Annotated in this window: 13 protein-coding genes and 2 rRNA genes; 11 read left to right on the forward strand and 4 right to left on the reverse strand. The window is 52.9% G+C overall.

Features of this window, described 5'->3' with window-relative positions; genetic code table 11:
• Together OUO13_RS02700 and rrf are read left to right on the forward strand one after the other, a co-directional pair.
• Positions 1–94, forward strand: a 23S ribosomal RNA gene (locus OUO13_RS02700); the annotation flags it as partial.
• A 152-nt stretch (positions 95–246) separates the two neighbouring features.
• Positions 247–362 (forward strand): 5S ribosomal RNA (gene rrf / locus OUO13_RS02705).
• Between the two features lie 103 nt (positions 363–465).
• On the opposite strand, the gene OUO13_RS02710 is transcribed toward rrf, so the two are convergent.
• Positions 466–1,290 (reverse strand): M48 family metallopeptidase, encoded by an 825-nt coding sequence (locus tag OUO13_RS02710; protein WP_283172306.1) that lies wholly within the window; start codon positions 1,288–1,290, stop codon positions 466–468.
• A 168-nt stretch (positions 1,291–1,458) separates the two neighbouring features.
• Between OUO13_RS02710 and OUO13_RS02715 the strand changes: the two genes are divergently transcribed.
• The gene (locus tag OUO13_RS02715) at positions 1,459–2,820 is read left to right on the forward strand and encodes a DEAD/DEAH box helicase (RefSeq protein ID WP_283172307.1); all 1,362 of its coding nucleotides are present in this window, start codon (positions 1,459–1,461) and stop codon (positions 2,818–2,820) included.
• A gap of 21 nt (positions 2,821–2,841) precedes the next feature.
• Here the strand turns inward: OUO13_RS02715 and OUO13_RS02720 are convergent, their stop codons facing one another.
• The 3 genes from OUO13_RS02720 to map form a co-directional block, all read right to left on the reverse strand.
• Positions 2,842–3,675: a pirin family protein gene (locus tag OUO13_RS02720; protein WP_283172308.1), complete on the reverse strand. Its 834-nt coding sequence runs from the start codon at positions 3,673–3,675 to the stop codon at positions 2,842–2,844.
• An 83-nt stretch (positions 3,676–3,758) separates the two neighbouring features.
• Positions 3,759–6,455: a [protein-PII] uridylyltransferase gene (gene glnD / locus OUO13_RS02725; RefSeq protein ID WP_283172309.1), complete on the reverse strand. Its 2,697-nt coding sequence runs from the start codon at positions 6,453–6,455 to the stop codon at positions 3,759–3,761.
• Positions 6,455–7,234, reverse strand: coding sequence for a type I methionyl aminopeptidase (map, locus tag OUO13_RS02730; RefSeq protein WP_283172310.1), 780 nt, complete (start codon positions 7,232–7,234; stop codon positions 6,455–6,457). The genes glnD and map overlap by 1 nt, the downstream gene beginning before the upstream one ends.
• A gap of 311 nt (positions 7,235–7,545) precedes the next feature.
• Between map and rpsB the strand changes: the two genes are divergently transcribed.
• The 8 genes from rpsB (at position 7,546) to rseP (ending at position 14,781) form a co-directional block, all read left to right on the forward strand.
• Entirely contained in the window at positions 7,546–8,298 is a 753-nt protein-coding gene (gene rpsB / locus OUO13_RS02735) for a 30S ribosomal protein S2 (protein WP_283172311.1), read from the forward strand.
• 89 nt (positions 8,299–8,387) lie between these two features.
• Positions 8,388–9,242, forward strand: a complete 855-nt coding sequence (tsf, locus tag OUO13_RS02740; protein WP_283172312.1) for a translation elongation factor Ts — start codon at positions 8,388–8,390, stop codon at positions 9,240–9,242.
• A gap of 95 nt (positions 9,243–9,337) precedes the next feature.
• Positions 9,338–10,072, forward strand: coding sequence for a UMP kinase (pyrH, locus tag OUO13_RS02745; RefSeq protein ID WP_283172313.1), 735 nt, complete (start codon positions 9,338–9,340; stop codon positions 10,070–10,072).
• A gap of 2 nt (positions 10,073–10,074) precedes the next feature.
• Positions 10,075–10,632 carry a ribosome recycling factor gene (frr, locus tag OUO13_RS02750; RefSeq protein WP_283172314.1) on the forward strand — a complete coding sequence of 186 codons (558 nt, stop codon included), beginning with the start codon at positions 10,075–10,077 and terminating at the stop codon, positions 10,630–10,632.
• A 7-nt stretch (positions 10,633–10,639) separates the two neighbouring features.
• A complete protein-coding gene (gene uppS / locus OUO13_RS02755) occupies positions 10,640–11,407 on the forward strand; it encodes a polyprenyl diphosphate synthase (RefSeq protein ID WP_283172315.1) in 768 nt (255 codons plus the stop codon).
• Positions 11,400–12,242, forward strand: coding sequence for a phosphatidate cytidylyltransferase (locus tag OUO13_RS02760; protein ID WP_283172316.1), 843 nt, complete (start codon positions 11,400–11,402; stop codon positions 12,240–12,242). The genes uppS and OUO13_RS02760 overlap by 8 nt, the downstream gene beginning before the upstream one ends.
• Positions 12,239–13,438 carry a 1-deoxy-D-xylulose-5-phosphate reductoisomerase gene (ispC, locus tag OUO13_RS02765; protein ID WP_283172317.1) on the forward strand — a complete coding sequence of 400 codons (1,200 nt, stop codon included), beginning with the start codon at positions 12,239–12,241 and terminating at the stop codon, positions 13,436–13,438. The genes OUO13_RS02760 and ispC overlap by 4 nt, the downstream gene beginning before the upstream one ends.
• Complete coding sequence (rseP, locus tag OUO13_RS02770) at positions 13,438–14,781, forward strand: RIP metalloprotease RseP (protein WP_283172318.1); 1,344 nt, start codon at positions 13,438–13,440, stop codon at positions 14,779–14,781. The genes ispC and rseP overlap by 1 nt, the downstream gene beginning before the upstream one ends.
• Positions 14,782–14,797: the final 16 nt, after the last annotated feature.

The raw sequence follows: 14,797 nt of genomic DNA on the forward strand, positions 1-14,797 counted from the left end.
GGGCCCTGGAAGACCACCAGGTTGATAGGTCAGGTGTGTAAGCGTTGTGAGGCGTTGAGCTAACTGATACTAATTGCCCGTGAGGCTTGACCATATAACACCCAAACCGGTAAACGGTTACGTAATATCGACCAGTGACGTCGGTTCGCAAAAAACGAGAATATTCATACTCATGTATCCAACCCTATTCGCTGACAGCGCGCGGCTCTACGGAGCATAAGACGGACGCATGAGCAAAACGGTTTGCTTGACGACAATAGAACTGTGGAACCACCTGAATCCATTCCGAACTCAGAAGTGAAACGCAGTATCGCCGATGGTAGTGTGGGGTCTCCCCATGTGAGAGTAGGTCATCGTCAAGCATCTAATCAAAGCCCCGATAGCCAAGCTATCGGGGCTTTTTNTTTGTTTGTTGCTTTAGCCAAAGAAATAACCCGATAGCACTGAAGGCTATCGGGTGATTTTTTACTGCATGATGGTAACTGGATAAACCACGGATTTTTTACCGGTGGGGTTGAGCGCCTGCATTTCTGGCCCTAGTTTCTCGAGAGTCTTGGAACGATTGCTCGGTGATGGGTGAGTCGACAGGAATTCAGGCGTTGAACCGCTGCTGGCGGATTGCATCTTGTTCCAGAGCGATACTGCAGCGCTTGGTGAATAACCGGCCCGTGCGGCCAGTTCAATACCGATGCGATCGGCTTCAGCTTCTGCTGTACGGCTGTTAGGAAGTTCCAGCGCCAGTTTGGCTGCAATCGCGGTTCCAGTCAGTGCATAAGCATTCTGATCCGTGGCAATGGCGGCAGCCATCAGGCCGGCATTGATGGCCATTGCTCGGGACATTTGCTCCGCTGTGTGATTGGACAAGGCATGGGAAATTTCATGTCCCATAATCTGGGCGATTTCATCATCGGTCAGATTCAGTTTATTGATGATGCCGGTATAGATAGCCATACGACCGCCTGCCATACACCATGCGTTCAGTGTGTCGGGATCGTCGATAATAGCCACACTCCATTCCCATGAAGTAGTTTTTGGGTACTTGGCAATGGCTTCGGTAATCAGGCGTCCGGTAATGTCGCGGATACGTTTGGTGACCTTGGTATCGGTGACCAGTTTTTTGTTTTTGTCGAGCTCATCTACAGTGCTGACGTACGCCTGTTTGGACTCAGAGATGGCGGTATCTGGTGATACCACCATCAGCTGAGTACGGCCAGTAGGGCTGGTCGCGCAGGCTGTGACAACCGCAATACCTGCGGTAATCATGGCCGAACGGATAAGTGTACGTTTCATATGATCGGTGTTCCCTGATACTGATAATGTTATTCCAAGAGTCTAAAGCTGAAATCCGGTGACGAAAACCGTTTCAGCCCAGGTTTATGAACAGGCCCCCACTGTAACGGCTACGCAGGGTGTGAGGTCTGATATAATGTTGCGTCTGTCTCCCGAAAGGTAATTTGTGTGTTTACTGAAATTTCACTGAATCCGCGTTTGCTTCTGGGCCTCGAAAAGCTGGCTATCAGTGAGCCAACCGAGGTACAGAGTGCCGTATTGCCTCTGGCTCTGGCTGGTAAGGATGTGCAGGTGTGCGCCGAAACCGGTAGTGGTAAAACACTGGCGTACCTTCTGCCACTGTTGACCCGCTTGCTGGATAACGAAGCGCGTCCGAATTCTGGTACTCGTGCTCTGATCCTGTTGCCAACCCGGGAGCTGGCAAATCAGGTTCACAAGGTCTGCAAGCTGTTCAGTGAATTTGTTCGCCCTGATTCCGGACTGATTTGCGGTGGTGAAGAATTCCGTTATCAAGCCTCACTGTTGCGCAAGAATCCTGAGATTGTGATTGCGACTCCTGGACGTCTGGTTGATCACCTCAAGCGTGGTACTTGCGATCTGAAGAGTCTGGAGTTTCTGGTCCTCGACGAAGCTGACCGTATGCTGGACATGGGCTTCGCAGAAGACATGGACATCATTATTTCTGCTTGTAATACAGAGCGTCAGACCATGATGCTGTCGGCAACCTTGCGTCATGAAGGTGTTGGTCGTGTTGCTCGCAAGATGCTGAAAGAGCCTGCAGAGATCACTACCCGTGCGATTGAAGAGCAGCATGATCTGATTGTACAGCAACGTATTCTGGCGGATGACCCAGCTCACAAGGACCGTTTGCTGGTATGGTTGCTGGCGAATGAAACCTTCGAAAAAGCGATTGTATTTGCCAACAAACGCAGTGAAGTTGAACGCTTGTCAGAGTTTGTGCGTCGTCACCGTGAAGGCGTTGCCATGTTGCATGGTGAAATGTCCCAGGATGATCGTCGTTACGTCATGCAAATGGTTCGTGAAGGACGTCGGCCAATCCTGATTGCCACTGATGTAGCGGCGCGTGGTCTGGACGTTGAAGGTATGGATCTGGTGATCAACTACGATCTTGCCCGCAAGGCGGATGAATATGTCCACCGTATTGGCCGTACCGGCCGTGCTGGCAAGGCTGGTCTGGCAATCAGTCTGATCATGCCGTACGAGTGGAATCTGAAGGCGTCTATTGAACGTACCTTGCAGATGATGATGCAGCCACGTCAGATTGACGGTCTGGTTGCTGCCTACAAAGGACCGAAGAAACTGAAGTCTTCGGGCAAGGCTGCCGGAACCAAGAAGAAAAAAGACAGCAAGAAAGATGGTGCGAAAAAAGATGCTCGCAAGAAGTCATCTGAGCCGCGTCGTGTTGGAAAAGGCCCGGCGACTCCGAAGCCAGCCAAGCGTACCAACCTGATGGATGGTGCCGGTTTTGCTCCGGTTCGTCGTCAGAAACGCGAACCGGATGCTGAATAAGCCGGTTTGATTTAACCGTGGTCAGAAACGGCCACGGTTATAATCGTCGATCGTCTGTTCGATTTCGGCCACTGTGTTCATCACAAACGGCCCGTAATGCACAATCTTCTCTTTGATTGGCTTACCTGCCAGTAACAGCAGATGAGCGCCTGTGCTGCTTGTCAGGGTGCAGTCGCTATTCTCTCCAGTCGCAAACACAACCAGTGATTTTGGTGCGACGGCGCTTTCCAGATCCAGCTCGCCATCGTATACAAAGGCCATCAGGCTGTGTCCTGCGGGGGCCGAAATCGCAACGTTACTGCCCGCTGGCAGCTCAACATCCAGGATTCCGGCATTGGCTGCCATGTTCATCAGGGCACCTTCAACCGTTTCGCCGTTAACGCTCCAGCTACCAGCAATGGCTTTAACGGTTACGTCACCAGCTTGAACAACCGGAATTTCCGTTGCCGGAACGTCACGATAATCCGGCGCTTGCATTTTGTTGACCGCTGGCAGGTTGATCCAGAGCTGAAAGCCGTGCAGGCCGTTGGCTTCACGAGAGGGCATTTCGGAGTGGATGATACCGCGACCAGCGGACATCCACTGCGCACCACCGGAATGAATCATGCCCCGGTTACCCAGGTGATCTCGATGCTCAAGACCGCCCTGACGGAGATAGGTGAGGGTTTCCATGCCACGGTGAGGGTGAGGTGGGAAACCACCGATATAATCTTTGGGATTATCCGAACGCAGCTCGTCGATCATCAGAAATGGGTCACTGACGGTTTCGTTAAACAGGGCAACCCTGCGAATCTTGACGCCATCACCATCAGAACTCGGATGGCTGCGGATAACACGTTGAACGGAATTGGACATGAAATTTCCTCCTGATAACAGCACTTTACGCCAATGCTGTTATCAAAAGGAGCTCAAAATATCGAAGCTGTTGTTCGAATCTGTCAGACCGCGGTTTGGGCTTCTACCTGAGCATCCAAGCCTGCAACAATGGCTTTTTGCAGCGCTTGGCATTCATCCGGGTCAGAAAATGGATAGCCGTTACGGTCGAGAATAAAGAAGATGTCGAACACTCGTTCGCCTTCTGTTCGAATCTTGGCCCCCTGCATTTGCGCGCCAAACTGGGCAAAGATTGCACCGACTCGTGCCAGCAGACCTGGACGATCAGCGGCGGTCACTTCCAGTACCGTACGTTGCATCGACGGGTCGTTGCTCATGGTCACTTCGGTTTCAACCGGGAAGTGTTTTAGGATGCGTGGCGTCCGACGATTAATGATGGTGGAGTATTCGGCCGGGTTTGCCAGAGCCTTGATCAGAGCCAGACGAATAGTTTCCATTCGCTCCGGGCTGTAAACCGGCAAATTATTCTCATCGAGAACGATGTAGGTATCCACCACCTTGTGGTTGCTTTCGGATGTCATGATCCGGGCATCCTGAATGTTCAGATTCAATTGGTCGAGAGTTGCGGTGGTTACCGCAAACAGATTGATCTGGTCCTTCATGTAAATGAAGATCTGGGTTGCCCCTTCATCACCGTCGGTATCACGCGTCTGGCGAATGGATACCAGCGGTACTGAGCGGTCACCATGGGCTGCGATTTCATTTGTGTGCCAGACGATATTGTCGACACTTTCGCGCAGGAAATAGTCGTCACCTGGTTGGCCCCAGATGCTGGTGATCTGTTCCAGCGTCATGCCTTGCTCTTGCAGGCGGCTGATTGCTTCCTGCTGGATTTCGGCAATGTAGTCTTCCTTGTTAATCGGATTGGCAAGACCACGGCGCAGGGCATTCTGGGTGTTGTAATACAGCTCGCGCATCAACTCGGCACGCCAGCTGGTCCAGAGTTTAGGGTTGGTGCTGACGGTATCGGCGACAGTAATCAGATAGAGCATGTCGAGGTGATATTGGTCACCAACTTCCAGCGCGAATTGATGAATGTCTTCCGGATTGTTGAGATCCAGACGCTGGGCTGCATGTGACATGGTCAGGTGGTTGGCAATCAGCCAGCAGACCATATGGGAGTCGGTTGGCTTGAGGTTGTGTTGACGACAGAATTGCTGGGCAATCACCCGACCATTTTCGGTGTGGTCGCCTTTCTGGTATTTCCCGGTGTCGTGTAACAGGGCGGCGAGGTATAACACTTCCCGTCGTGGAATCCGGTGAATCAGGCGTGACGCCGTTGCAAACGACAGGCGCAAATCCGAGAAACGCAGTTGGCGTAACATTCGGATCATACGGAAGGTGTGATCGTCGACGGTATGAATGTGCAGCAGGTCGTGCTCCATCATGCCGATAATCTTGCCAAACTCTGGAATATAACGGCCGAGGATGCCGTAACGCATCATTCGTGAGAGCTCTCGTACCACGTGATTGTGGTTACACATCAGCTCCATAAACAGGGCGTTGTGTTCCGGGTTGCGGCGATATTCGTCATCGATCAGATTACGATGGTCGCGCAGGGCTCGAATGGTATCGGAGTGTACGCCTTGAACTGCAGGGAGTTCGGCGCACAACAGGAATACTCGCAACAGCCAGCTGGGATCACGTGAAAACAACCCCGGATCAGTCAGCTGAAGGTAACCGTTATACAGCACGAAATGTTCGTTAATCTGCTCAACATCGGCATTCTGATGCGACTTCATATGATCTTCGTTGAAGTGCAGAAACAGCAAGTCACAGAGTTCGGTGGTGGAAAGCTGGTTTCGGTAGAAGCGAGTCATAAAACGCTCCACGCCGAGTTTTTCCTCGTCGTCGCGGAAGCCGAGCAGGGTGGAGACTTCTCGTTGCAGGTCAAACAGCAAGCGGTCTTCTTCTCGGCCTGCCAGCATGTGCAGTGCGTAGCGGACTTGCCACAGGAAGCGCATGCTGCGGGCAAGGCGGTCGTGTTCAAATGGGGTCAGGAAACCACGTTTTTCCAGCGCCTTCAGATCGCCCTCTCCAAAGTGACGCAAGGTAATCCAGCTGACGGTCTGGATATCACGAAGTGCACCGGGAGAGTTTTTGACGTTGGGTTCAAGATTGTATTCAGAGTCGTTGTACTTCTGGTGCCGGGATTGCAGCTCTTGCCACTTTTCCAGGAAAAAATGCCCGGCCGGCCAGATATCACGTGTATTGATCAGGTGATGGAGGTCATCAAACAGGTCTTCGGCGCCACAAATCGGGCGACTTTCCAGCATGTTGGTGATGATGGTGAGGTCTTTGCTGGCCTCGTTGAGGCAATCATCCAGCGTACGCACGCTGTGGCCAACTTCCAGTTTGAGATCCCACAACAACGTAATAAATGACTGCAGACCATCACTGTTCTTCTGGATGCTGTCTTCATTTCTGCACAGCAACAGTACGTCAATATCGGAATAGGGATGCAGCTGGGCGCGGCCATAACCACCAACGGCAATTAACGCCAGGTCCGGGCTGACCAGCCCGGATCGTCTCCAGAGGGCGGACAACAGGTTGTCCATCTGCCGTGCTCGAAAGTAAACCGGTGCGACTGCGTCGAGGGACGATCGGAAATACTGGTCTGCCTGTTGCTGGCAGTCTTTCAGGATCTGGCGGATAACGGGGATGGGGAAGCGGGCTTCCCCCAATCGTTGCAGCAGTTCTTCTTCAGACAGCAGAGACAGTTCAGACGGCAGTTCGTACATCAGGCTACCCAGTACTTTTCATCACGGCGGGCGGTCAGTACTTCGACGCCGGTTTCAGTCACCAACAGAGTGTGTTCCCACTGGGCGGATGGTTTGCGATCTTTGGTGACCACCGTCCAGCCATCTTTCATGACCTTGTTAAAGCGGGTACCGAGGTTGATCATTGGTTCGATCGTAAAGGTCATACCGGCTTCCAGTACCATGCCGGTACCGGTTTTGCCGTAATGCAGAACCTGTGGGTCTTCATGGAAGTTGCGACCAATGCCGTGACCACAGTATTCACGCACGACAGAATAGTGATTGCTTTCGGCGTATTGCTGAATCGCAGCGCCAATATCCCCAAGGCGAACGCCTGGCTTGACCATGTCGACACCCAGATACAGACATTCTTTGGTGACTTCGACCAGACGTTTAATGGCCGGTGCCGGTTCACCGACAAAAAACATCGCACTGGTATCACCGTGGAAACCGTCCTTGATGACGGTGATATCGATATTAACGATATCGCCCTTCTTCAACAGCTTGTCGTCACTCGGAATGCCATGGCAAATCACCTGGTTGATTGAGGTGCAGATGGATTTTGGAAAACCGTGATAGTTGAGCGGCGCCGGAATGGCATTCTGAACGTTGACGATGTAGTCATGGCAAATGCGATCGAGTTCACCAGTAGAAACACCGGCCACCACGTGTGGCGCGATCATTTCCAGAACGTCGGCGGCCAGGCGGCCGGCAATACGCATTTTTTCGATTTCGTCTGCTGTCTTGATAAGAACTGTCATGTAAAAACTGCTAAACCGCTTAAACCCAGATATTGGCCATCATTGTATCGATTGTGCCGCCCGTATTGAACCTGTGTTCTCGTCTGTATGGCGTTTGAACGGGGGCTTCCTGACAGACGGGGTGGAATTGGTGGTGTCAAAGTGGTATAAAGCGCCCGCTAATTTTAGCGCCCTGCACCAGCATTCCGATACTGGGCAGGATGTGATCTCACACACGCACTACAACGCCCGGCCGGGGTGCCCTCTGTAACAGGATGGGTCGGCAAGGCGGGTGCGTGGAGGCCTAACCCATTGATTTAAAGGTAAATATCATGGCACAAGTTAATATGCGTGACCTGCTGAAAGCAGGCGTTCACTTCGGTCACCAGACTCGTTACTGGAACCCGAAAATGGGCCGTTTCATTTTCGGCGCGCGTAACAAGATTCACATCATCAACCTGGAGCACACTGTTCCAGCGATGAACAACGCTCTGACCATCATCGAATCCATTGCTGCTCGCAACAACAAAGTACTGTTCGTTGGTACCAAACGCGCTGCTGGCAAGATCATGAAGGAACAAGCTGAACGTTGTGGTATGCCGTTCGTTGCTCACCGCTGGCTGGGCGGTATGCTGACCAACTACAAGACCATTCGTCAGTCTATCCGTCGTCTGCGTGACCTGGAAACCCAACAAGCTGACGGTACTTTCGAACAGCTGACCAAGAAAGAAGCTCTGATGCGTACCCGTGAAATGGAGAAGCTGGAGCGTTCTATCGGTGGTATCAAGGATATGGGCGGTCTGCCTGATGTTCTGTTCGTGATCGACGTAGACCACGAGCGTATCGCTGTTCAGGAAGCCAACAAGCTGGGTATCCCGGTTGTAGGTATCGTTGATACCAACTCCAACCCAGATGGCGTTGATTACGTTATCCCAGGTAACGACGACGCGATCCGTGCAATCCAGATCTACGCTACTGCAGTAGCTGACGCTGTGCTGGAAGGCAAGCAGCAGAACGGTCCAGTGGTTGACGAGTTCGTAGAAGTTGCCGAAGGCGAGGCTGCCGCTCAGGACAACGCTGAGTAATACAGGCTCCGAGTCTTGAAAAAGGGGGCCTGCCCCCTTTTTTTTAAGCCCGAATTTTTTAGACAAGTTAACTGATAGAGGAATGGGATATGTCGAACGTATCGGCCGCTCTGGTAAAAGAACTGCGTGAACGTACCGGTCTGGGTATGCTGGAGTGCAAAAAGGCACTGATCGCTAACGAAGGCGACATCGATAAGGCAATCGAAGACCTGCGCAAGAACTCTGGTCTGAAAGCTGCCAAGAAAGCCGACCGTACCGCTGCTGAAGGCAAGCTGCGTATCGTGGTTAACGGTGGTGTTGCAGTAATCGTTGAAGTTAACTCTGAAACTGACTTCGCTGCCGGTGACTCCAACTTCGCTACCTTCGCAGATCTGGTTGTTGCCAAACTGGCCGAAACCCGTGAAACCGACGTAGCCAAACTGATGGAAGGCGACCTGGAATCTGCCCGTCAGGGTCTGGTTCAGAAAATCGGCGAAAACATCACTGTTCGTCGTCCAGCCGTTGTTGAATCTGAAACTGTTGGTGCTTACCTGCACTCCAACGGCAAGATCGGCTGTGTTGTTGCCCTGAAAGGCGGTAACGAAGAACTGGCTCGCGACATCGCGATGCACGTAACTGCTTCTAACCCACGTGTTGTTCGTGGCGAAGACATGCCTGCTGAAGTCCTGGAAAAAGAAAAGGACATCATCAAGGCTCAACCAGACATGGCTGGCAAGCCAGAAGCTATCGTTGAGAAAATGATGGTTGGTCGTATAGCCAAGTTCCTGAAAGAAAACAGCCTGCTGGATCAGCCGTTCGTGAAGAACCCAGAAGTGACCATCGCTCAGCTGGCTAAATCAGCTGGTGCCGAAGTCGTATCCTTCCTGCGTATGGAAGTGGGTGAAGGCATCGAAGTTGAAAAGACTGACTTCGCTGCTGAAGTTGCTGCCCAGCTGAAAGGCTGATAGCACAACAGGGATAACCTGATACGGATTTCCCTGAAAATATGCCGGGTTTTCCCCGGCATATTTGTATCCAAATTTCGCACACGGAGACCATCATGGCCAAGCAAAATAGTCCAAAGTACAAACGCATTCTTCTGAAACTGAGCGGTGAGGCCCTGATGGGTGAGCTCGATTTCGGTATCGATCCCAAGGTTCTTGACCGTATGGCGCTGGAAATTGGCCAACTCAAGGGCATTGGTGTACAGGTGGGCCTGGTCATTGGTGGCGGTAACCTGTTCCGTGGAAAAACCCTGAGTGAAGGTGGTCTGGACCGCGTTGCCGGTGACCACATGGGGATGCTGGCGACTGTGATGAACGCGCTGGCCATGCGCGATGCACTGGAACGCGCCAATATTACCACTCGTATCATGTCAGCTATCCCGATGAGCGGTATTGTGGATCACTACGACCGTCGTAGTGCCATTCGCGCTCTGGAGAACGGAGATGTGGTTATTTTTTCTGCCGGTACTGGCAATCCGTTCTTCACAACTGACTCTGCAGCCTGTCTGCGTGGTATTGAAATCAATGCTGACGTGGTAATGAAAGCCACCAACGTTGATGGCGTGTATACTGCCGACCCGAAAAAAGACCCGACTGCGACCAAATATGACACCCTGACCTATCAGGAAGTGCTGGCCAAGCAGCTCGGCGTAATGGATCTGACCGCCATCTGTCTGGCGCGTGACCACAAAATGCCGCTGCGTGTGTATGACATGAACGAAGCCGGTGTGCTGGCGCGTCTGGTGACCGGCGGTGATGACGGTACTCTGATTGTTAGTGAGGAAAAGTAATCATGATCAACAATATTAAAAAAGACGCCGAAGAACGCATGGAAAAAAGCGTACAGTCCATGCTGGATGCGTTCAAACGCGTTCGTACTGGTCGTGCCAACCCGAATATTCTTGATAACGTGTCCGTGAACTATTACGGCTCGCCAACTCCTATTGCCCAGGTCGCCAACATCATTGTTGAAGATGGCCGTAGCCTGGCGATCAATCCCTGGGAGCGCAAGATGCTGCCAGATATTGAAAAAGCGATCATGAAGTCGGATCTGGGTCTGAACCCGATCACCACTGGTGATGTTATCCGTCTGCACATGCCAGCCCTGACTGAAGAAACCCGTAAGGACTTCATCAAACTGGCTCGTTCCGAAGCCGAAAAAGGCCGTGTATCGGTACGTAACATCCGTCGTGATGCTAACGCGGCCATCAAGGATCTGTTGAAAGACAAGCAGATTTCTGAAGATGAAGAGCGTGGTGGTCAGGACCAGATCCAGAAACTGACTGACAAGTTCATTGCCAAAGTTGATTCCTTGCTGGCAGACAAGGAAAAAGATCTGATGCAGGTTTGATTCCGGCATGTCGACCAGTATTGATGATTCCAGCGCGGCCAAAGGTCGTGTGCCCCGCCATGTAGCGGTCATTATGGATGGCAACAATCGCTGGGCTCGCTCCCGCCATTTGCCTGGTATTGCCGGGCACAAGGCGGGCGTTGATGCCGTCCGCAGCATTGTTGAGGTATCGGCCCGGGAAGGTGTGGAAGTACTGACGCTGTTTGCGTTCAGTAGTGAAAACTGGCGACGTCCCGAGAATGAAGTCAGTGCCCTGATGCAGCTGTTCACATTTGCGTTGGAGCGTGAAGTGAAACGTCTGCACCGCAACAAGTTACGCTTGCTGGTGATGGGGGATAAATCGGCCTTCTCCGCCAAGATTCAGCGTTTGATTGCGGATGCTGAGGCACTGACCGCTAACAATCCGGGGATGACCCTGGTGATTGCTGCCAACTACGGTGGACAGTGGGATATTGCCCAGGCCGCCCGTCGTCTGGCTGAAGATGTACGTAATGGAACGGTGGAGCCTGCGGATATTAACGAGCAGCTGTTCCATCAATACACATGGCTTAGCCAGTTCCCGGCACCGGATCTGATGATCCGCACAGGTGGTGAACAGCGCATCAGCAACTTCCTGCTATGGCAGTGTGCTTATGCCGAACTCTATTTCTCGCCAGAATACTGGCCTGATTTTATGGAGCCACAGTACCGGGAAGCGCTGGCGGTGTTTGCATCCAGAACCCGCCGTTTTGGCCGTACCGACGACCAGCTTGAGGGTGCTTCCAACCGTGTTTAAGCAGCGACTTCTGACAGCGCTGGTGCTCGCCCCCATTATGGTGGGCGGCATTTTCTTCCTGCCGCTGAAACCTTTTGCTTTTTTTATCGCCGCGATTGCCACGCTGGGTGCGTGGGAATGGGCCAACATCTCAGGCTTTGAACGTAAATGGGAGCGCGTTGGTTACGCCCTCATGGTGTTCCTGTGCATGTATATCAGCGCCCGTATTCTGCGGGTACGTGAAGATCTTCTTATTTATTGGCTGGCCGCCGGTGCGCTCTGGTGGGTGGCTGCGTTTGCTCTGGTGCGTCGTTATCCGGGCGGGACAGATATCTGGCAGTCACGGCCAATTCGAGCGTTTCTTGGATTGTGTGTGCTGGTGCCTATGTGGGTTGGTTTCATGCATCTCAAGGTGCAGGAGCACAGCTCATGGTTGATTATTTATGTCATGCTGATTGTCTGGGGCGCCGATACCGGTGCCTACTTTGCCGGTCGTCGCTGGGGAAATACCAAGCTGGCGCCACATGTCAGCCCTGGTAAGTCCTGGGCCGGATTCTGGGGTGGTCTGGTGACCTCCGTTGTGGTTGCGCTCGGATTTGCCTACAGCCTCAATCTGTGGGTAAAGCCACTTGATGGCCGTGACGTTGTGATTGTTTTGATGATCGCGCTGATCACCATGGTGGTTTCGGTGTTGGGAGATCTGGTTGAAAGCATGATGAAACGTCATCGTGGTATCAAAGACAGTTCGTCGCTGTTGCCTGGTCATGGTGGTGTACTTGATCGCATCGACTCTATGGCAGCTGCAGTTCCCGTATTTGCCCTGTGTGTCTACGTGTTTGGCTGGAGCCTGGCATGACTCTGTCGGTAACGGTTCTCGGAGCGACCGGCTCAATTGGTGTCAGCACCCTGGACGTGCTGGCGCGTCATCCCGAACGTTATCGTGTCTTTGCAATCACTGCAGCACGTAATACAGCTCGTCTGATTGAGCAGATTCTGATGTTTTCGCCGCGTTTTGCGGTGCTGATTGATGAAGCCGGTGCTGCGGAAGTTCGCGCGGGATTACCGGCCGATCACCCGACACAGATTCTGGTTGGTGAGCAGGCGCTGGTTGAGGTTGCCGAACATCCGGATGTTGATGTGGTGATGGCTGCGATTGTTGGTGCGGCCGGGCTGTTGCCGACTCTGGCCGCCGCCCGCTCCGGCAAGCGTGTCTTGCTGGCCAACAAGGAAAGTCTGGTGATGGCTGGGCCGTTGTTTATGCAATCTGTACGGGATGGTGGTGCCACGCTGTTGCCGATCGACAGTGAGCACAACGCTATTTTCCAATCACTTCCTGCCAATTATGCCGGCAACTTTGCAGACAGTGGTGTTCGTCATTTGTTGCTGACGGCATCGGGTGGCCCTTTCCGTGGCTGGCCTGCAGAAAAGCTTCAGGCTGTAACGCCAGCGCAAGCCGTTGCCCATCCTAACTGGGCGATGGGGCGCAAGATTTCCGTAGATTCTGCGACCTTGATGAACAAGGGGCTGGAATTGATTGAGGCCTGTTTCCTGTTCAACTGTGTTCCGGATCAGGTCAAGGTGGTAGTGCACCCACAAAGTGTGATCCACAGTCTGGTGCAATATCGTGATGGTTCTGTGGTAGCAGAACTGGGGCAGCCTGACATGCGCACGCCGATTGCTTGTGGTCTGTCCTGGCCTGAACGTATTGAAGCCGGTGTCGCTGATCTCGACCTCTTCAGTGTCGCGACGCTCAATTTTGAGCCTGCGGATGAGCAAACCTTTCCTTGCCTCGCTCTGGCTCGTCAGGCCTTTGTTGCTGGTGGCACCATGCCGGCCGTGCTGAATGCTGCCAATGAAATCGCAGTAGAAGCATTTCTTGCGGAACAAATTGCCTTTACCGCAATCTCTGAGGTGGTAGCTGCCACCATGCAACAACACGAGCCCCGCACAGCGGATTCTCTTGATGCGATTCTGCAGGCTGATCGGGAGGCCCGTGTGATTGCACGTACTCTGGTGGCTGAGCGTTCGACAATCAAGGAGTCAATTAACTGATGCAGACCTTGCTCTGGTTCATCGTCGCTATTTCGATTCTGGTGGTTATTCACGAATACGGTCACTTCTGGGTTGCGCGCAAGTGTGGCGTCCGGGTGATTCGTTTTTCGCTTGGGTTTGGCAAGCCAATCTGGGGATTCAAGGATCGTTACGGTACAGAGTTCTCGGTGGCACCGCTGCCGCTGGGTGGCTACGTTAAAATGCTGGATGAACGTGAAGCGCCGGTTCCACCGGAGCTGTATCACGAGAGTTTTAACGCCCGTACGCCATGGCAAAAGATTGCGATTGCAGCTGCAGGCCCTTTGGCCAATTTCCTGTTTGCCATTCTGGCTTACTGGGCACTGTTTGTAGCCGGAACAACCGGTGTTGTTGCGATGGTGGGCGAGGTCAAGCCGAATACACCCGCTTCGTACGCCGGAGTTCAGGTAGGTGACCGTATTGTTGAAGTGAATGGTCACAACGCGTCGACCTGGGAAGATGTCAGCTGGTATCTGCTTTCTTTTATTGGTGAAACCACTCGTATTCCGGTAGTGGTAGAGTCTGCGGATAGTCAGCGCAAAGAGCTGGAATTGCCGGTTGAGCACTGGATGGGTGATACCGACCAGCCTGATCCATTAGGTGGCCTGGGGATTGATCCTCGCCGCCTGACGGTGCCTGCCGTGATTGCGGAAGTATTGCCTGACGGCGCTGCGGCGAGTTCTGGTCTCAAGGTTGGCGATAAAATTGTTGCTGTGGATGGTGTCGACGTAAACGACTGGTATCAGTGGGTCGAGTTGGTGCGTAACGCGCCAGAGCGGACTCTGGAGGTCAGTTACGACCGTGCTGGCGCAGCAGGTACTACCGCGTTGACACCGGCGGCGCGTCAGAATGACAAAGGTGAAACCACTGGTTTTGCCGGTGTGGTGGTGCAATCTCCGGTTATTCCGGCGGACTGGCTGGTTGAAAGCAGCCTTGATCCCCTGTCTGCCATCGCGAAAGCCGCGAAACGTACATGGGAATTGACAGTCTTTACACTGGAATCACTGGTCAAGATGGTTACTGGCGATGTTTCGGTAAAGAACTTGAGTGGCCCTATCACCATTGCTAAAGTAGCCGGCGCTTCGGCCTCAGGGGGGCTTGAGTCGTTTATCCAGTTTCTCGCATTACTCAGCGTATCGCTGGGAGTGCTGAATCTATTGCCCGTTCCCATGCTGGATGGTGGTCACATCGTGTTCAGCCTGATTGAGTCGGCCACCGGGAAACCACTTTCCGAACGGATTCAGTATGTGGCAATGCAGGTCGGCATGGGTTTGTTGCTGAGCCTGATGGCCGTTGCTTTTTATAACGATATCAGCCGGCTGTAAGCCGCTGACATAACCG

The organism is Parathalassolituus penaei (genome assembly GCF_026626885.1).
GTDB classification, from domain to species: Bacteria; Pseudomonadota; Gammaproteobacteria; order Pseudomonadales; family Oceanobacteraceae; genus Oceanobacter; species Oceanobacter penaei.